Annotated in this window: 14 protein-coding genes and 1 pseudogene; 4 read left to right on the top strand and 11 right to left on the bottom strand. The window is 52.7% G+C overall.

Annotated elements, in window-relative coordinates; all coding sequences use genetic code 11:
* Positions 1-3: 3 nt before the first annotated feature.
* The 8 genes from ACP158_RS05350 to ACP158_RS05315 form a co-directional block, all read right to left on the bottom strand.
* Positions 4-363 (bottom strand): Hpy99I family type II restriction endonuclease, encoded by a 360-nt coding sequence (locus ACP158_RS05350; RefSeq protein ID WP_424948405.1) that lies wholly within the window; start codon positions 361-363, stop codon positions 4-6.
* Positions 364-415: 52 nt separating this feature from the next.
* Positions 416-631 carry a hypothetical protein gene (locus tag ACP158_RS05345; protein ID WP_424948496.1) on the bottom strand — a complete coding sequence of 72 codons (216 nt, stop codon included), beginning with the start codon at positions 629-631 and terminating at the stop codon, positions 416-418.
* Positions 625-1,440, bottom strand: coding sequence for a DNA-methyltransferase (locus tag ACP158_RS05340; RefSeq protein WP_424947920.1), 816 nt, complete (start codon positions 1,438-1,440; stop codon positions 625-627). Before ACP158_RS05340 ends, ACP158_RS05345 begins: the two co-directional genes overlap by 7 nt.
* A 90-nt stretch (positions 1,441-1,530) precedes the next feature.
* Entirely contained in the window at positions 1,531-2,553 is a 1,023-nt protein-coding gene (locus tag ACP158_RS05335) for an ABC transporter ATP-binding protein (protein ID WP_424947919.1), read from the bottom strand.
* Positions 2,550-3,551, bottom strand: coding sequence for an ABC transporter ATP-binding protein (locus ACP158_RS05330; RefSeq protein ID WP_424947918.1), 1,002 nt, complete (start codon positions 3,549-3,551; stop codon positions 2,550-2,552). Before ACP158_RS05330 ends, ACP158_RS05335 begins: the two co-directional genes overlap by 4 nt.
* 10 nt (positions 3,552-3,561) lie before the next feature.
* Entirely contained in the window at positions 3,562-4,710 is a 1,149-nt protein-coding gene (locus ACP158_RS05325; RefSeq protein WP_424947917.1) for an ABC transporter permease, read from the bottom strand.
* Positions 4,711-4,715: 5 nt separating this feature from the next.
* On the bottom strand, positions 4,716-5,720 hold the full coding sequence (locus tag ACP158_RS05320) for an ABC transporter permease (RefSeq protein WP_424947916.1): 1,005 nt from the start codon (positions 5,718-5,720) through the stop codon (positions 4,716-4,718).
* Positions 5,721-5,831: 111 nt separating this feature from the next.
* Entirely contained in the window at positions 5,832-7,895 is a 2,064-nt protein-coding gene (locus ACP158_RS05315; protein WP_424947915.1) for an ABC transporter substrate-binding protein, read from the bottom strand.
* A 368-nt stretch (positions 7,896-8,263) separates the two neighbouring features.
* Here ACP158_RS05315 and ACP158_RS05310 point away from each other — a divergent pair.
* Positions 8,264-9,542: pseudogene (locus ACP158_RS05310) on the top strand (ISNCY family transposase).
* A gap of 196 nt (positions 9,543-9,738) precedes the next feature.
* On the opposite strand, the gene tyrS reads toward ACP158_RS05310, so the two are convergent.
* Entirely contained in the window at positions 9,739-10,974 is a 1,236-nt protein-coding gene (gene tyrS / locus ACP158_RS05305) for a tyrosine--tRNA ligase (RefSeq protein WP_424947914.1), read from the bottom strand.
* 279 nt (positions 10,975-11,253) lie between these two features.
* Here tyrS and ACP158_RS05300 point away from each other — a divergent pair, with 279 nt between their 5' ends.
* The 3 genes from ACP158_RS05300 to ACP158_RS05290 all read left to right on the top strand — a co-directional run bounded on the left by ACP158_RS05300 (position 11,254) and on the right by ACP158_RS05290 (position 15,463).
* Positions 11,254-12,858, top strand: coding sequence for a peptidoglycan DD-metalloendopeptidase family protein (locus ACP158_RS05300; protein WP_424947913.1), 1,605 nt, complete (start codon positions 11,254-11,256; stop codon positions 12,856-12,858).
* 195 nt (positions 12,859-13,053) lie between these two features.
* Positions 13,054-14,205 (top strand): IS4 family transposase, encoded by a 1,152-nt coding sequence (locus ACP158_RS05295; RefSeq protein ID WP_424947912.1) that lies wholly within the window; start codon positions 13,054-13,056, stop codon positions 14,203-14,205.
* Between the two features lie 82 nt (positions 14,206-14,287).
* On the top strand, positions 14,288-15,463 hold the full coding sequence (locus ACP158_RS05290; protein WP_424947911.1) for an anhydro-N-acetylmuramic acid kinase: 1,176 nt from the start codon (positions 14,288-14,290) through the stop codon (positions 15,461-15,463).
* On the opposite strand, the gene ACP158_RS05285 is transcribed toward ACP158_RS05290, so the two are convergent.
* Positions 15,460-16,644, bottom strand: a complete 1,185-nt coding sequence (locus ACP158_RS05285; protein ID WP_424947910.1) for a M48 family metallopeptidase — start codon at positions 16,642-16,644, stop codon at positions 15,460-15,462. The two genes, ACP158_RS05290 and ACP158_RS05285, sit on opposite strands and share 4 nt — an antisense overlap.
* A gap of 2 nt (positions 16,645-16,646) precedes the next feature.
* Complete coding sequence (locus ACP158_RS05280; protein WP_424947909.1) at positions 16,647-17,849, bottom strand: YjgN family protein; 1,203 nt, start codon at positions 17,847-17,849, stop codon at positions 16,647-16,649.
* Between the last annotated feature and the right edge of the window lie 48 nt (positions 17,850-17,897).

Raw genomic sequence — 17,897 nt, 5'->3', positions numbered from 1 at the left:
CGGCTATTTCTTCTCGAATTTGCTCAGGTAGGTTATGGCATTTTGCAGGTAACTCTCCCCATTCTTGAATCTGCCAAGCCCAGTGTTGCAACTGTCACACAGAAACGCCCTGGATGTGCCATCCGAATGTCGATGGTCTAATACGACTTTCGCTGTAATATCTACGATGCACTGCTTTTGACAAATCGGGCATTTCCACAATGTCCCTTTCTTTGGCTTGTGCTTTGCCGCCTTCCTCATTGCTGCCGCTGTCATGGGTTTCCTGTCTATGTCTCTGCGGCATATCTTGCAACTTGGCCTTGTCGTTATCTTGCCTGTCGAGTCGTGCTGATTTGGCTGAAAAGCGGATTGTAGTTTGATCACATGGCAGATATTGCATATTTTCTTGGGATGTCCTTTCCCTGTTTCCGTGAGGTCAATATAATAAAAAATCTGTGTTTGGGATAATGTATTCGGCACACCTGCCTATCACATACAATCTCGATCTGTCCGCGCCCATCTCTCGAACCTCGGCGATTGAGTGCCGATCAAAGTGCGTCTCAAACTCGGCAATGCTTCCGCCCATCTCCACCATCCGACCTTTGTGGGTCTTGCAAACAACCAAGCAGCCATTTTTGATTATCTTCACCATATCTGTAACTGCTTTCCCGCTTCTTTGATGCGTTGCCTGGCCACTTCCGCATATTCTTTGGAAATATCAATGCCTAGCCAGCGCCTTCCGTTCAGCATTGCCATTTTGCAGGTCGTTCCTGATCCGCACATCGGATCGAATACCAAAGCCCCCGGATTCGTCCACGACAAGATGTGATCCTGTGCCAGCCTTTCGGGGAACACCGCCGGATGTTTGAATGCTATTTTGTCCGAAGTCGTCCCGCCAAGCCCGACTGCGTATTGCCAAATGTTGGTTTTGGTTTTTTCCTTCTTCAACTCCTTGCGGATTTTCTTGTTCACGCCATCCGCCAGTTTGTTGTGCGTCAGCATCTCAAAGCCACTCCGCGCCGTTTCCGTCTTGATTGGGTTGAATGTTCCGGGCGATCCTTTGCTCAAAACAAACATGAACTCGTAGCAATTCGTGTAGGCGTTGCTTCGCATGAAAGGCGTATTCTTTTTCTGGTAAATCATCACATCGTGCATCTGAAAACCGATTTCCTGAAAGAACAGCCCTTGCCGGAAACTGGTCAGTGTCCTGCCGCCATTGATTTTGTCGCCGACTACCCACACCACCACGCCGCCGCGCTTGGTGACGCGGAATAGCCCGTCGGCTATGCCCTCGAAGTCGAACGAGTAGCCCTGATAGTCCCTCAGATTGTCGTAGGGCGGCGATGTGACTGTCAAATCGACCGATCCCGCCGCCATGCGCCCGAGCATAAATTTCACGCAATCAGCGACATGGATTTTTCCCTCGATGCCTTCCCTGTTGCTCGGTGCCATTGATCGCATTTTGGCATCTACGCTCACTTGACCAACCCCGCATAGGCGCCGCGCCGCGGATTATTGCATATCATTCCCATAAAAAAGGGAGTCTGTAACCTACGCCTCAGTGTCGGCCTTAGTATCGGCTTGTTCAGCCAGTTCCTGCCAGCGGTGGCAGGCGACATCATGCTCAAATCCCGAATGGTCGAGTTTCGGTTCTTCCTTGCGGCAGATGTCGATGGCGAACGGGCAGCGGGTCTGGAATTTGCAGCCTGGCGGCGGATTGATCGGCGAGGGTATTTCACCTTCCAGCTTTACTACTTTTCCATGGTCATCGGGATCGAGGGACGGGATTGCCGACAGCAATGCTTTGGTATAGGGGTGCCGAGGAGCCGCGAACAGTTCGCGAGTCGGCGCGGTCTCCACCAACCGCCCCAGATACATCACCGCCACATGGTCGCAGACATGCGCCACCACGCTCAGATCGTGGCTGATAAACAGGAACGTCAGCCCCATATCTTTCTGAATCCCCTTCAGCAGGTTCAGCACATCCGCCTGGATCGACACGTCAAGGGCGGCGACGCTTTCATCCGCGACGATGAAGCGCGGCTCTGAAACCAATGCGCGCGCGATTGAGATACGCTGCCGCTGGCCGCCGGAAAAGGCGTGTGGAAAGCGCCGCAGATGTTCGAGATTGATGCGGCATTTCGCGGCGATTGCACGCACCCGCTCATCGGTCTCTTCCCGCGTCTTGGTCAACCGCATGACTTCCAGCGGCTCGGCGATGATGTCGCGCACCGTCATGCGCGGGCTGAGCGCGGCATAGGGATCCTGGAAAATGAGCTGCGCGCGCTTGCGATACTCTACCATATCATCGCCCTTGAGCGTTGTCAGATCATAGCTAACATCACTATCCGAGTAATTTGCCGCGCCGCGGGTGATGGGTGCGGCGCGCAACAGGGCGCGTCCGAGCGTTGTTTTGCCAGACCCCGATTCACCCACCAGTCCAAAGAAGCTGCCCCTCTCGATGTGAACCGTGACACCTTCAACCGCGCGCACCACTGGTTTTGGCCCGAACAGGTTGCCTTGCAGTGGAAAGTGAACTGATAAATCGTTGGTGGTAATGAGGGTCTCGGTCATGCCGGCGCCGCCTCTTTCTCTGCCAGAAGGCAGGCAACCTGATGCCCGTCTTGCGTGGTTGTGTAAACCGGAACACGCGACTCGCATTCGCTCCCGAGTGAAACCGGACAGCGCGTGTTGAAGACACAACCCGTAGGCCGGTCAAGCGGCGAGGGAATGTCGCCCTTGATCGCGGTCAACGGCGTGTCCAGGTCGTCGAGCCTCGGCAGCGCGTTCATAAGTCCTTGCGTATAGGGATGGCCCGGTTTTCTGAGCACCTCCCGTACGCTGCCTTTTTCGATTAGTTTGCCAAGATACATCACCGCCACCCGGTCCACGGTCTGGGCGATCACGCCCAGATCGTGGGTAATGAACAGGATCGCCATATGAAATTCGCTCACCAGATCCTTCATCAGGTCGATAACCTGTGCCTGTATGGTCACATCAAGCGCGGTGGTCGGCTCATCGGCAATCAGCAGCTTGGGTTTGGTCGAAAGCGCCATGGCGATCATGGCGCGCTGGCGCATACCGCCGGAAAACTCAAACGCATACTGGCTGAAACGCTGCTCCGGATCTGGAATTCCCACTCGCGCCAGCATCTCAATGGAAATTTCCTTAGCCCTGGCCTTGTTCATGTCTGAATGAATCAGCAACTGCTCGACCATCTGTTCGCCAATGGAGATGGCCGGGGCAAAACTTGCCATCGGTTCCTGAAAAATCATCGAAACCGCGCCGCCGCGGATAACCTTGCGCTGACTTGGCGGCAGCGACAGCACATCCACTTGCTCATCGCCGAGGCTCAGCGTGATGCTGCCTGCGGGGTCGTAAACCGCGTTATCCGGGTTCAGCAGCATCAGCGCCTTGGCGGTCACCGACTTGCCCGAGCCGCTCTCGCCGACCAGCCCGAGTATCTCGCCCGAGGCGATGTCGAAAGTCACTTGCTCCACGGCGGTCACCAAGCCTTCGTCGGTTTTGAAGCGGATGGTCAAATCCTTTACTGAAATCAACGCTGCTGTCATTTTAGTGTCGTCATTTTTTGGTGTCCCCATAAGGATCAGCGGCATCACGCAATCCGTCGCCAACAAAAACAAAGGCCAGCACCAGAGTGATGAAGAAAATAACCGGTATGAAATTCCATTGGTAATTGAGCAGGACATCCGCGCTGGTCACATTTTGCAACATGACCCCCAGTGAATTCACCGGCTCCTTTAAACCCAGGCCAATAAAGCTGAGCGCGGTTTCGGAAAGCACCATATAAGGGAATGAAATAATCAGGTCAACGATGATGTAACTGGTAAAACTCGGCAACAGGTGACGCCCGATGATATGGCCTGCGGAAGCTCCGCATAACTGTGCCGCGAGCACGTATTCCTGGTTGCGCTCGGTTAGAAGGTGAGTTCGAACCCGTCTTGCCAGGGTCGGCCAACCAATGAAACCGAGGATTATAGAGATGATTAGAAACCGCCCCTCGGAGCTCAAGGTATCCGGAATGAACGCCGCAATTGCCATGAATAGCGGGATTGCGGGGATGGTTCGCACCGCATCGGTGATCATCTGCAAAATCGAATCAACCCAGCCGCCGTAGTATCCGGAGACTCCGCCGATGATTAGCGCCAGCACGAAGGCAATGAGAACGCCGATGGTGCCCACCGCCAGCGAAGTGTTGATCGAATGGAAGGTTCTGGAAAAAATATCCTTGCCGGTGCCATCGGTGCCGAACAGGTGGATCTTGCCTTGATCAACGCCAAACATATGCTTATTGAAACTCATGCCGAGCAGTTTGTATTTATCCCCTTGGGGGAACAGAACCACGTACCGACGGGCATCCAAACCCCTGTCGATCTTTGTCACCCAGCGAAAATTTGTCTCAATGGAGCGCGTTCTTTCGTAGCTGTAAATGAACGGTCTTGCGGAAAAGCCATTTTCATCCCAGAACTTGGGAATTTGCGGTGCGCCGTCTTGATAGTCCGCATCGCGGCCCGCAATGGTCGGATCATAGGGCGTAAGAAATGGGGCAAAGATCCCCGAAAGTATCAACCAGATCAGCACCGCCGCACCCACCATGGCGGCTTTTTGCTTTTTAAACCGGGACCAGATTAACTGGCCCTGGGAGGCGGTAAAATAGGCCTCTTTGCTCTTCTGGTCTACATTTAGGTCAACGTTGGCAGTATCTGTCATGTTGATTAGTCCAGGATGCTACGGCGAATCCGCGGATCGGTGAGCGCAAGTATGATATCGGTGACAAAATTAATGCCCACGATACTGGCGGTCAGCATAAAAATAATCGCGCCGGCAAGTTGCTGATCATTGGATCGGGCCAATGCCTCGATCAATAAAGACCCCGCTTCCGTCAAGGTTAAAATCAGCGCGACGATCGGCAACTCATTGAAGATGCGGTTCAAATCAAAACCCAGCGAATTGATTATCGGCCCAAGGGCGTGCCGCGCGGGATAGCGCCACAGCAGCCTTCGTCCGGTAACACCGCGCGCCGACGCGGCTGTGACATACAACTTGCCCACTTCGTCGGACATCAGCGCGCGCACGGTCTGAATGGCAAAGGCGGTCGCCGACCAGCCGAGGATAAATACCGGCAGCCAGGCGCGCGACAGGAAATCAATCACCCGATCATAAGACCAGGCGGCATCGCGAAATTCTTTGGAAAACAGCCCAGTCAGACTATCGCCGAAAACAATGGTCGAAAACAGCATGATCATCAGCGCCAGCAGGAAGTTCGGCATTGCCAGGCCCAGGTAGCTGACGAAACGCAGGCTATTATTCAGCAGGGCATTTTTCGATGTGGCTGCGATGATTCCAACCGGGATCGCAATGATGTAGGCGAGCAACAGGGATGACAGGCAAATCCACAGGCTAATCCAGAACTTCTCCCCCAAAAGCTGGGCGATATTGACTCGTAGAATGCAACTGTCACCATAATCTCCCTGGAATGCGCTAATAATCCAGGTGCCCCAGCGCGTAATATAGGGTTTGTCCAGCCCAAGGCGGACGCGTTCGGCCTCGATGTCAGCGACCGAGATTTGACTGCCTTGCGTGTTTTTAAAAGCGAGGTAACGTTCGGCGCAGTCTCCCGGCACCAGCTCCATCAGGCTGAAAACAATGAACGAAACCATTATCAGGGTGATGACCGCTAACGCGGCGCGCGTGGCAGCGAAACGAGCAAATTGATACATTTGGTGCTTCTATGCCTCCCCTATATTTTTCTTTTGCGGTTTTTCAGCCAAAAGACTGGTTATTTGGTGCGGGCAATGCCCGCAACCAAAATTATTGTCGACCAGTGAATACTACTCGTCCAGCCACCACTGGGTGGGGCGATAGGGATAGGAACGATAGTATTCAAACGAGTGCGTCGTGTACTCGACGACGTTTTTCACCGCGTTGCGATGGTAAATCGGCGCCGGTACTTGGACCGTACCGATAAACAGCAGGTTGCTGACCAGGTTCTCAACCAGGCGCGCACCCAGTTCGTCCGATTCCGGCGTGCCCACGAGGGCGGACTGGAACGCAGTGATGTCTTCCATCATTTGTTTCGCGTAATCCGGCGGTTCTACGCCGCTGGCGCCGTTCGAATCGACCCATTCCGCCCATAGCATATTGGTGCGCACAGTGAAATAATCGTGATAAGGCGGTACCCAAATCTGGTTGGTTCCCAGCACGATCGCGAGCGGCTGGCCGTTGCGCCAATTGGTGACATCGAGTTTGTTGGACGATTGCGCGGAACGGTATTCATCCGGGGTAACTTCTTTGACCGTAGTCTGAACACCCACCGCACTCCAGTGCTGGCCGATGAGTTCCACCAATGCAGCGGGAGCACCCTGCACCGCGAACTGCAGGTTTATCACCAGCTTGTCGCCGTTTAGCAATTCACGGAATCCGTCGCCGTCGGTATCTTTCAGACCTATCTCATCCAGCAACGAGTTCGCCAATGCCGGATCATACTGGGCAAAATGCTGCTTCCACTTGTCCTCAACGAACGGGGGTGAATCCGTGAAACCAACATATTGCTTGGCTTCCCCCATACCGAAGAAGGCGACCTCGTTCATTTCTTCGCGGTTCATCGCAACCGACAGCGCTTGGCGGAAGCGCAGGTCAGCGAAGACCTTGCGTTTTTCCAGATTCTCATGGGTCATGTTAATGCCGAAGCTCGAGATTGTGACTTCGGGACGCAGTTGAATGGTGTAGTCACCTTTCTCCTGGTTATCCAGTAACAGTGGCGCGGTGGACAACTGCAACGACTGTGCCTTGAAGTGCACTTCGGCGTTCACCAGCTTGAGCAAACGTACCTCGTCTTCGTTGACGAAAATCTCGTCCTGCTCGCTAACATACGGCAACTGGTTACCCGCGGTATCGACCTGGAAGAAGTACGGATTAGCCACTAGGTGACGACCTTCGGTACTTTCCGAAATCAGAATGTGAGATTCCAGCGTCGGTACCGTGTCAGCCGGCAAGTTGCCAGCCTTGTCTGGGCTGCGCAGCATCGGTGTCGGGGTATCGGTCCAGTCTGAGTTGCCGTAATAGTTAGATAACACTTCGAGACCGTTTTCGAAACCGGCGGCCTTGGCCATCGCGTCGGCATCGGGGTTAAGCTCCGGATCCCATTTACTGAGGAAGTGCTTGGGCTGGAAACCCTGCGCATAAGAGTTGGCAAAATGCGCCAACAGTCCCGGTTTCGGCGCCGGCATGTTGAAACGTATCGTTTGCGGATCAAGGACATCTAGGGTCATACGCTCGCCGCCCACCAGCACGTAATCTTTCGGCTTTTCGAATACGTTGGGGTTCAGCGAAAGATTGTCATACCAGTACTTGATGTCTTCTGCACCAAACGGCGCGCCATCGGACCACTTGTGGCCTTTGCGCAGGAAGAAAGTCAGTTGCGTAAAATCGTCGTTCCACTCCCAGTCTTTGGCGACGTTCGGAACGATGGTTTGTAAATTGTCGGAAAAACGTACCAGATTGACGTGGCGTATCGCCAGGAAATCAGAGGTACCCGCTTCGGTCGCGTTCGAGATCATATCGAAGGTGCCGCCGTATTTTCCAATCGAAGCGTAAGGCGCCACCACCAACGGCTCCATAGGTATACGATCTTCCAGCGGCGGCAACTGCGGGTTGCCGCGAATACGGCTGTTCAGAGCGGCCGCGTCGGGGTTGCCGGAAAATGACAACGTGCAGTTGGCCAGAGACTGAAACTCCGAGAGCTCGTACTGTTGCGGATATTTCCCGGCTGCAACTCCCATCGAGTCGGCTACCGTGACGGCCGGACATTCTGCCGCCATGGCAATATTATGGGCGCTACCGACTAACAAGCCTAGTGCTGCCCAGATAATGCCAAATGTAGTTAAGTGTTTCATTTTATATTCTCCTGTTGGTCAATCAAATAATATGGGTATTCGTGCTGTTAATTATAGTGATGTTAATTTATGTGGGTAATGTATTTCAAACGTCGGTCAGCTGATAATTATACGACCACTGAAACGATTTTAATACACATTATCTCAGTTGCAATGCACATGCGCAATCTACATGCACAATTCCACATGCGCGATTATACACGCTTGAATCTGTACATGCTCAAATTTGCGTGCTCATATCTGATTCGCCCCAACAATATCATATCCACCCCATATTTGACACCGCCATCGACAGACTGTTAGCCCAAAGCTGTAATGTCCCCTTTTAGCAAAGGTAAAATGTCCCCCTTTTGACTTCAGGAGGGGTTATGACAAAGGAGAGCATCACATTGAGCCATGCAGAACTTGATCGCGTATCGGTTATCCGATCCATCATCAGTCGCCAGCTTACGCCAGCGCAGGCGGCACCGAGACTACAACTGAGCGTCAGACAGGTAAAACGGTTAACCCGCGCCTACCGCACCTGTGGTGCTGCCGGGATGGCCTCTACACACCGGGGACGAGGCCCCGGCAACGCTATTGGCGATGCGGTTCGCCGGCAGGCATTGGCGATCATCAGGGCACATTATATTGACTTCGGGCCGACCTTTGCCCACGAGAAACTCACCGAACTGCATGCTTGCCATTGCTCGGTGGAGACCCTGCGCAAGTGGATGATCAAGGATGGGTTATGGCGGGGGAAACAACGGAAAAAAGCGGTAATCCACCAGAGTCGACCCCGCCGGCCCCGGCTGGGTGAACTGGTACAGATTGATGGCTCACCGCATGACTGGTTTGAAGGGCGAGGCCCGCGCTGCACCTTGATTGTCTTCATTGATGATGCGACCAGTCGGCTGTTAGCCTTGCGTTTTGCGCCCACAGAGACCACCCGGGCTGATATGGAGACACTCGACCAACAGCTTGACAGGCATGGCCGTCCGGTGGCCATTTATAGCGATAAGCACAGTATCTTTCGGGTCAATCATCCGGATAAGGAAGGCGAACCAACTCAATTTACCCGCGCCCTCAAGACCCTGGACATCGAGCCTATTCACGCCAACACCCCGCAGGCAAAAGGGCGTGTAGAACGAGCCAATAAGACCCTGCAAGACCGACTGGTCAAGGAGATGCGCTTGCTAAGCATCCGTTCCATTGAGCAAGCCAACGCATTTCTGCCCCGGTTTATTGACGACTACCATCGACGTTTTGCGGTCACCGCACACTATCCCGACAATGCTGCATATTCCGGCCCAGCGTGAGGTATTACACAGCGCCGAGGCGCTGACACTCATCCTGTGCCTGCAGCACAGGCGCAAACTGTCCAAGAACCTGACTATTTCGTTTCGCAACATCGAATACCAGTTGCAAGGCTGCGGCAAAGGCTATCGTCTGCGCGGCGCCACCATTACCGTCTGCGAGGACTTTAACGGCGCGGTGACGCTACTGCACAAGGGCAAAGCACTGGCTTATCGGATCTTCCAACAAGGACCGGCCGCCGTTATGCCGGCCGATGACAAGACCGTGCGCAACCAGGTCGAGCAAGCACTTCACCGGCAGCAACAATCCACCTGGAAACCCGCCCCGGATCACCCTTGGCGACACCTCTAATCAGTGCTTGGACCGAGCCTGTTTCACGATTACTAAATGAAGCAAAGGGGACATTTTAGCTTTGGGTTGACACCGCCATCAACAGACTTGTCACGAACAGTTTTGGACGGAATGAGTTGGACGCCATTAGTTTACCCCAAAAAGTCTATGCTAAAGCATTAGTGTCCGGGTTCACCGCATCTGAGACTGCGCGCCTCTACGCGCAGCGAACGTGCGCGAATCGTCGCTTGCCGACTTGATAAACATGCTCGGTGCCGGCGTTGACAACCCATCCGCGGTCGCTGATTTTCTCGCCGTCCACCCGCACCGCGCCTTGCTTGATCATGCGATGCGCCTCCGAGGTCGATGCCACCAGGCGCGCCTGCTGCAACAGGTTGGCGATGGGCAAACCGCTTGCCCCGGCCGACAATTCAAACGCTGGCATGTCTTGCGGCATCCCGCCCTTGCTGAACTGCTCGATAAAACCCCGCTTGGCGCGGGCCGCATCGGCGTTGGAATGAAACCGAGCGATAATTTCTTCCGCTAACGTAAACTTGGCATCTCGCGGGTTTAAGCCATTGGCCACTGCCTTTTTAAGTTCCGCAATCTCGGTATTGGGCTTGAATCTCAGCAACTCGAAATAACGCCACATCAACTCATCTGAAATCGACATGATCTTGCCGAACATTTCTGCAGGGGAATCTTCGAGGGCAACATAATTACCCGATGTTTTGGACATTTTTTTAACCCCGTCCAATCCCTCCAGCAAGGGCATGGTCATCACCACTTGCTGCGGCTGGCCGTACTGTTTTTGCAACTCCCGCCCCACTAAAAGATTGAATTTTTGGTCGGTGCCGCCAAGCTCGACATCGGCGCGCAACGCGACCGAATCGTAGCCCTGCGCCAATGGATAGAGAAATTCGTGAATAGCGATGGGTTGATTGTGTTTGAAGCGCTTTTTAAAATCATCGCGCTCCAACATTCTTGCCACCGTGTACCGGGCGGCCAGGGTCACCATGCCAGCGGCGCCGAGTTGGTTCATCCATTCGGAGTTAAACCGAATTTCGGTTTTATCCGGATCCAGAATCGTGAACACCTGATCCTTATAGGTTTCAGCATTGGCAATCACCTGCTCCCGCGTCAAAGGCGGGCGCGTTTCATTTGTACCGCTTGGGTCGCCAATCAGCCCGGTGAAATCGCCAATCAGGAAAATCACCCGATGGCCCAGTTCCTGAAACTGCCGCATCTTGTTGAGCAGCACCGTGTGTCCCAGATGCAAATCCGGCGCGGTCGGGTCAAATCCGGTTTTTACCCGAAGCGGGCGACCGCTTTCGAGTTTTTCCGTTAGCGCTTGCTCCAGCAGAATTTCATCCGCGCCCCTGGACAATTCGGCGATAATCCCCGGGAAATTATCCGGGAGATTATCCGAGAAATTATTCGATTTTTCGTTCATGATTATTCATTAAAACCAGTTATAATTAAGCGTTCCCTAAAATTATACAAGGTGCAGTGAAAACTTTTTGACCTGCAAGGCACTTATGGGTAAAGTACGGTGCCAAGACAGAGTCACTGAAACAGGGTCATTGGCGCAGAGTCAGCGCAGCCAAGTGATTCTCGTCGTCCACACAAATACGCAAATACACCAAACCCAACGATGCCAGCCGTGAAGCGATCAACACGACAACGCGATCTTAAAGACCTCAAGCCAAATCGGTTAATGGCAAGTCGGTCAATGGCAAGTCAGTCAACGGCTGGAATGCATCGTGCCAGAATACATTATGCCGTTTTAGTGCCGCTCGCCGCAGTGACATTATTCGTTATTTATATTTTGACCAACGCCCCTTCAGCATCGACTGCAAAGCTTGCCGAAATTAACGCACAAAACAATTTCCCCGAAAGCAATGCCGCGGTCGCCGGAATCATTCCAGAATCTGATTTCCCGAAAATTTTGCGACCAATCGCTTCCGGGTCAATTGTACAACAATCCAGTTTCAAGCAACCCGACCATGAACAATCCGACCAGCGGCAACTCAATGTTAATCAGCCTGATATTAAGCCCGATATCATGCCGTTGGAATGGCATGCTTTAGATGCCGAACCAACCTCCGATCAGGCCAGCGAAGCCGATGCCAGCAAGCTCCGGCTAACCGCGCAGTTGCAATCCCCGCCTCAGTCTCAACCATGGATAACAACCCAGGTTCGCAACGGCGACAGCCTCTCCCAAATATTTAATCGCAATCATCTCGGCGTCAGCGACGCTTACCGACTCGCCCGCCTGGAAGACGCCAAGCCGCTATTAAAAATCAGGCCGGGCCAGGAAATTAAAATCAAGAAAGATCAACAGGGCAAGTTAGCGCTGTTGCAATACCAGATAAACACTTTCGACACCCTTACCGTTCAACCCATTGATGACAGATTTGTTGTTGAGATAACAAAACGCGAACCGGAAATTCGACTCAACAATGCCAAAGCCACGATCCAGCACAATCTTCTGGGTGCCGCCAAAAAATCAAGGATTTCGCTGCATACCATGTATAACTTCATTGCCCTGTTTGGCTGGCAGGTTGACTTCAGCATGGACCTTCGGGCCGGCGATCAATTTTCCATCATCTATGAGGAGCACTACCTTGACGATGAAAAAATAGGCGACGGGGAAATCATCGCCGCGGAGTTAGTGCTGTCCGGCAAAATTTTACAAGCCATTCGGCATGAAGATAAGGATGGACATACCCGCTACTACGCGCCGGATGGCGGCGGCATAGAAAGCGCTTTTTTGAGAACACCGCTTAAATTCGGCTACATTACCTCTAACTTTAGCAACAACCGCTTGCATCCGGTCAAGAAAATCTGGAGCGCGCACAAGGGCGTGGACTACGGCGCGCCACGGGGCACGCCCGTGCTGACCACTGGCGACGGGAAAATCAGGCTGGCGGGTGGCAACGGCGGCTATGGCAAAACCATTATCATTCGGCATGGCGGAAAATATGAGACCGTGTACGCGCATTTAAGCGGTTATGCAAAGGGCATTCGTTCAGGCGTTCGAGTAAAACAAGGCGAAATTATCGGTTATGTCGGCAGTACCGGGCTGGCAACCGGGCCTCATTTACACTATGAATTCAGAATCAACGGCGTGCACAAGAACCCGAGAACAGTGGCACTCCCTACTTCCGACCCCATTCCTGAAAAATCCAGAGCGCAGTTTCAGCAAACTGCGGGCCTCTGGGTCGCCGAGCTTGAATATTTAAATCGGGCCCTGGCACAAAACAATGTGGATACCCCTATCAATCAGAACCTGGGCAATCAGAACCTGGGCAATCAGCAACCCGAGCCAAACTGAGCGGCTGGTTAGTTGCAGTCCATCATCATGCAGTTCATCGTCATGCAGTTCATCGTCATGCAGTTCATCGTCATGTCGAATTGTACGCACAATCACTGATGTCCCATTAACAAGCAAAAAAGATGGTCTGATTCGCCCTGAATTGATACAATGAGATGACACACAACTTATTGAATCAAATAGGAGAATCAGACCATGGCGCATTGTAACACAGTTTTATCGCAACTCCTCAAATGGGCGCCGAGACATGAATTCGAGACCCTCGCCACACGGCATCATAGTGGCCGCTCGTTCCGTGTCGCATCGCGTTGGGCGCAGTTCGTCGGCCTGTTCATGGCGCAACCGACCGGCCGCGACCGCTTGCGCGACATCATCGACAACCTGGGCGCTCAGGCGCATCGACTGTATCACTTGGGCGGCGTCGAATTGTCCCGCTCCAGCCTGGCGCGCATCAACCGGGACAAGCCTTATACGTTGTACGAGGCACTGTTCGGGAAGCTGTTGCGACGTTGCCAGGGGGTCGCGCCCGGCCACAAGTTTCGTTTCAAGAACCCGCTGTATTCGCTCGATGCCAGCACCATCAAGTTGTGCCTCTCGGCCTTCCCGTGGGCCGATTTCCGAACGACCAAGGGGGCGGTCAAGCTGCATGTCGGGCTGAACCACAGCGGTTGCCTGCCCGAGTTCGTCGCCATCACCGACGGCAAAACCAGCGACCTCGCTATCGGGCGCGCGCTGCGTTTCCCCAAAGGCAGCCTAGTCGTCATCGACCGCGGATATAACGACTATGGCGGGTATAAACAGTTGAATGACAAAGGCATATTCTTTGTCACTCGAATCAAGAAAAACGCGGCGTATCGCGTTGTCGGTCGCGCTGCGGTGTTGAAGAGCAAGGGATTGACCTGCGACCAGCGCATCGTGTTCACCGGCGCCAAAGCATCCGGACAATGCCCCATCCCACTGTGCCGCATCGGCTACCGCGATGCCAAGACCGGCAAGCATTACGTTTTCTTGACCAATAACTTGAAACTGGCGGCCAAGACGGTTGCCGACCTTTACCGGGCGCGTTGGCAGGTGGAATTGTTCTTTAAGTGGATCAAGCAAAACCTGAAGATAAAGTCTTTCATCGGCACCAGCAATAACGCGGTGATGACGCAAATTTGGATCGCGCTGTGCGTGTATTTACTCTTGGCGTTCATCAAATTCCAGTCGCGGCTGGGCAAAAGCATGCAACAAATGCTCCGCCTGTTGCATCTTGACTTGTTCGACAAGCGCGACTTGATGGCACTCTTGCGTGGCCACCCGCCCCCCAGGCCCGGCTTCAATCACAATCAATCCTCGTTGCTGTGAAAGTTAAGGGGACAGCAGTGACGCACTATGGGTCGCTCATACTAACCCAGCGGGAACATACACCGGCTGGCGTAATCCACCCATGCCCAGAAAAAAACGTCCCGTTTATGCCATTGGCTTAATGTCGGGAACCAGCGCGGATGGCGTTGACGGCGTGGTTCTGGAAATCGCCGACCGGGGAAAACTGACGATACATTCCACCGTCAATCGCGCCTACCCGAAGCCCATCAAAGACAAAATCCGGCGACTCATCGGTCGCAAAATCAGCGATGCGCAACAATCGGAAAATCTGGACATTGAACTTGCGCGGCACTATGCCGAAGCGGTTTGCGGATTGCTGGAAACCATTGACAGAAAAAAGGTATCCGTAATCGGTTGTCATGGCCAAACAATTCATCACAGCCCGCACAGCGATCCCCCGTTTTCACTGCAAATCGGCGACGGCGCGGAACTGGCGCGGCTGGCGAACATCGCCGTTGTGACCGATTTCAGGTCCGCCGATTTAGCAGTCGGCGGACAAGGCGCGCCGTTAGCGCCGGCCTTTCATCAAGCCGCGTTTGCCAGCAAAGCCGAGCATCGTAGCGTGGTTAATATCGGCGGCATTGCCAATATCACTTTTTTGCCGGCGGTTGACAAAAGCGCTGCCGCCAGTGATGCCGAATGCAATGTCTCCCGCAAGGGGATACTTAAAATAATGGGATTTGATACCGGCCCCGGAAATACGCTAATGGACTATTGGTGCCGCGCTCATTTCGACTGCGATTACGACCACAACGGCGAACTCGCAGAAAGCGGGACCATTCAATTGGATCTTTTGGACATGCTGTTAAAGGACGCCTATTTTGCCATGCCGCCGCCCAAAAGCACCGGGCTTGAATATTTTAACGCGCGCTGGCTCGACGAAAAATTGCGCCTGTGGGAAGGGCGGGAGCAGGCCACAAACACCGACATATTGGCAACCTTGACCGCGCTCACCGCCAAAACAATTGCCGACCAAGTCAATGCGCTTACGCCCGCGGCAGCCACCGCCTATGTTTGTGGCGGCGGCGCAAAAAACCGGGTTTTAACCGCTTTGCTCAAGCAGCAAACAACACTCATAATTGAGACAACCGCAGCGCTGGGAATCGACCCGCAGTGGGTTGAAGCGGCGGCATTCGCATGGATGGCATATCGAACGCTGAACCGGCTGACATCAACCCTGCCCTCGGTGACCGGCGCTTCAAAACCGACTATAGCCGGTGTCATCAGCCACCCTTAGTCGCCGCTCTGTTTCAGCGAATCGCGCTGTTGTCGAAATCGCTTAGCATATTCCAGGACGACGGCAATTCGATCGGATGTAGGCGGATGACTGGAAAAATAATCCAGCACAGATTCATCCACGTGATTTGCTTGGGGATTTGCTTGGGGATTTGCTTGGGGACTTGCTTGGGGACTTGCTGGTTTTAATTTTTCATCTTGATCGGAATATTCCTGTTGCGTTTTAGGCTGGTTTGGGTCAAGCTTTTCAAGAGCCTCAGCGAAATGGACAGGATTAATTCCTTTTTCGATCATCGTCTCCAATGCGAATAAATCGGCTTCAACTTCATGCTCCCGGGAATAATGGCTATGCAGCATGAATGTCGGCAAGGCAACAAACACTTCCTCTAACCCGGACGGATCTCCAGAAATCATGGCGACAACAAATGACACCATGGAAGATCTGATAATTTGCTGCAATCCATGATTATTGACAACATGCCCCACTTCGTGAAGCAAAACAGCGTCAACCTGGTTTTGATTTTCGGTGAGCGCAAGCAACTCATCGCTGATGATAATATCCCCTGACGGCAACGCAAACGCATTGGCAACCCCTAATTTTCTGAAGTGGAGCTTAAATTCAGCGGCCTGATTTTTCTTCCAGCTCAGGCCCTGGGTTAATGCGTAAAAACGCGTTTCCAGGACTCCTCGTCTGGCCGCGGAAATTTGGCTGGGTTCAAAAAATAATTGGTCGAGCACCGACATGGTGCGCGATGAAACTTTCTTAACCACGCCATCCGGTATCGTGCGCGCTAATGCCTGGCTCGACCAGGGCAATCCCCAGTTGGCTCCTGCAAAGCCAATCAAAATCACGATAACCAGCGCGGGCACAATCCAGCGCCATTTCGATTCTATTTCATGTAACACCGCACCAAATTCAAGCCTCGTTCCACTGAGATCAATCCATTGATCTATTTTATCGTTATCTTGCGTTTCAAATATTGAATGGTCGTTGAATGTGATTTTGCGCGGAATATTGCCGACGCGCTGGCTTGTTTTCAGCTCGGCAGCCAATCCCGTGATTGGTCGAACATTTTGATCGACATCATCCCTTTGCAGCCGATACTTATTCCGGTCAAGCAGCAAAGACGCGTGATGACGTTCCGAGCTTCCAGCAGGATACCAGAGGCCGCGGATTTCCATCCCTAAATACCCAAATCCAGATTCAGATCGAAGGCTTGGCCGATTTCTTCGCCAAGGGCGGATTGCTGTGATTGCATTTGCGTGACAAACCCATCCAAACTATCTTTGGCGGTTAAGCCAATCGTTTCCAGTTTGTAGCGCATCAGTCGAATCACTGTCCACGGGTAAGCCAACCCCAGAGTGAACATCAACATAAAAAAGTTTGTGGCGAAAATCCTGAATAATTTCCACGCGCACAACCTGGAACTCAGCGCTATGCCGGGGCCCAGCTTAAGCTTCCCGTAGGCATAATTTCTAACCCTGGATTGCAGGTAGGCTTTGCTGGCAAAAGCGACCAGAAATATCATCGCCATTAAAAGAACATTGAATATCAGTGTGCGCCGTGACCATGCCGAATCATTCGTGATGTGCTCGAAATCAACCCAATTCGAACCAAAAACCGCAACAAAGACACCGATTGAACCGAGCAGAATCATGATCAATATGCCTAAACCGATTAACTTCAAATAGATCATATAAAATCGCGAGGACGCCAGCCTGGCCTGAAATATGCCTTGCCCATAACGATGGTGATTAAAATAATAACTCATCAATTTTTGCTGAATGTAAGGCCCAAGCAGATATATGGCGAAAACCGCTGCACCAAAAATTGCCGCGTTGGTCGCCAGGTCGGCTATCAGGCTGGCGCTCGCGGAGGATAGATAGTTCAGACCAACCATTGCGCCCGCTATTAACAGCGGCGATAACGGCAGCAAAAGCAAATAAAAATAAAGTTTAGAGACTTCTCCCATGAAAGCGAATCTCACGTTTCGGTAACTCGCCATCCGTGCGTTGAATACGGTTGATCGCCAAATCACCCAGGGCGCGACCAGTGCAAGGGCTACAAATATGAATAGTTGAGCGGTCGGGAAGAATCGGCCACTGAGTAACGCGGCCACAAAAACAGTCACTGCGATTAATCGACCTTTGAGTATCATTATCGGGGTAGCGTGATATTCAAACACCGCTCCATCGAGTTCGGTATTGCCGTAAAAATAACGCTTGGTTCTAACCTTGGCCCAAGCCGAGTAAATCCCTAAGGTAACAATACTGAGCATCAGGTTCACAATCCAAATCCTGAAATATTCACTGCCTGAGCCATTGAAAATGACGTTAATAGATTGCCGAGAATCGAGGGATTGTTCCAGAGAATTCTTTTCATTCATGATTTTTTACTTCGGGATCTCAACCTATTCTATAGGATTAGAATAATC

It is taken from the genome of Candidatus Spongiihabitans sp., from assembly GCF_965247905.1.
Classification (GTDB): domain Bacteria; phylum Pseudomonadota; class Gammaproteobacteria; order Arenicellales; family Poriferihabitantaceae; genus Spongiihabitans.
Note: the sequence above shows the minus strand (reverse complement) of the source record. Positions and strands in the feature narration are given on the sequence as shown.

Bases quoted from the DNA above. Each gene is read 5' to 3' on its own strand.
- ACP158_RS05345 (WP_424948496.1), bottom strand. From the start codon at position 631: ATGGTGAAGATAATCAAAAATGGCTGCTTGGTTGTTTGCAAGACCCAC.
- ACP158_RS05340 (WP_424947920.1), bottom strand. From the start codon at position 1,440: ATGCGATCAATGGCACCGAGCAACAGGGAAGGCATCGAGGGAAAAATC.
- ACP158_RS05335 (WP_424947919.1), bottom strand. From the start codon at position 2,553: ATGACCGAGACCCTCATTACCACCAACGATTTATCAGTTCACTTTCCA.
- ACP158_RS05330 (WP_424947918.1), bottom strand. From the start codon at position 3,551: ATGACAGCAGCGTTGATTTCAGTAAAGGATTTGACCATCCGCTTCAAA.
- ACP158_RS05325 (WP_424947917.1), bottom strand. From the start codon at position 4,710: ATGACAGATACTGCCAACGTTGACCTAAATGTAGACCAGAAGAGCAAA.
- ACP158_RS05320 (WP_424947916.1), bottom strand. From the start codon at position 5,720: ATGTATCAATTTGCTCGTTTCGCTGCCACGCGCGCCGCGTTAGCGGTC.
- ACP158_RS05315 (WP_424947915.1), bottom strand. From the start codon at position 7,895: ATGAAACACTTAACTACATTTGGCATTATCTGGGCAGCACTAGGCTTG.
- tyrS (WP_424947914.1), bottom strand. From the start codon at position 10,974: ATGAACGAAAAATCGAATAATTTCTCGGATAATCTCCCGGATAATTTC.
- ACP158_RS05300 (WP_424947913.1), top strand. From the start codon at position 11,254: ATGGCAAGTCAGTCAACGGCTGGAATGCATCGTGCCAGAATACATTAT.
- ACP158_RS05295 (WP_424947912.1), top strand. From the start codon at position 13,054: ATGGCGCATTGTAACACAGTTTTATCGCAACTCCTCAAATGGGCGCCG.
- ACP158_RS05290 (WP_424947911.1), top strand. From the start codon at position 14,288: ATGCCCAGAAAAAAACGTCCCGTTTATGCCATTGGCTTAATGTCGGGA.
- ACP158_RS05285 (WP_424947910.1), bottom strand. From the start codon at position 16,644: ATGGAAATCCGCGGCCTCTGGTATCCTGCTGGAAGCTCGGAACGTCAT.
- ACP158_RS05280 (WP_424947909.1), bottom strand. From the start codon at position 17,849: ATGAATGAAAAGAATTCTCTGGAACAATCCCTCGATTCTCGGCAATCT.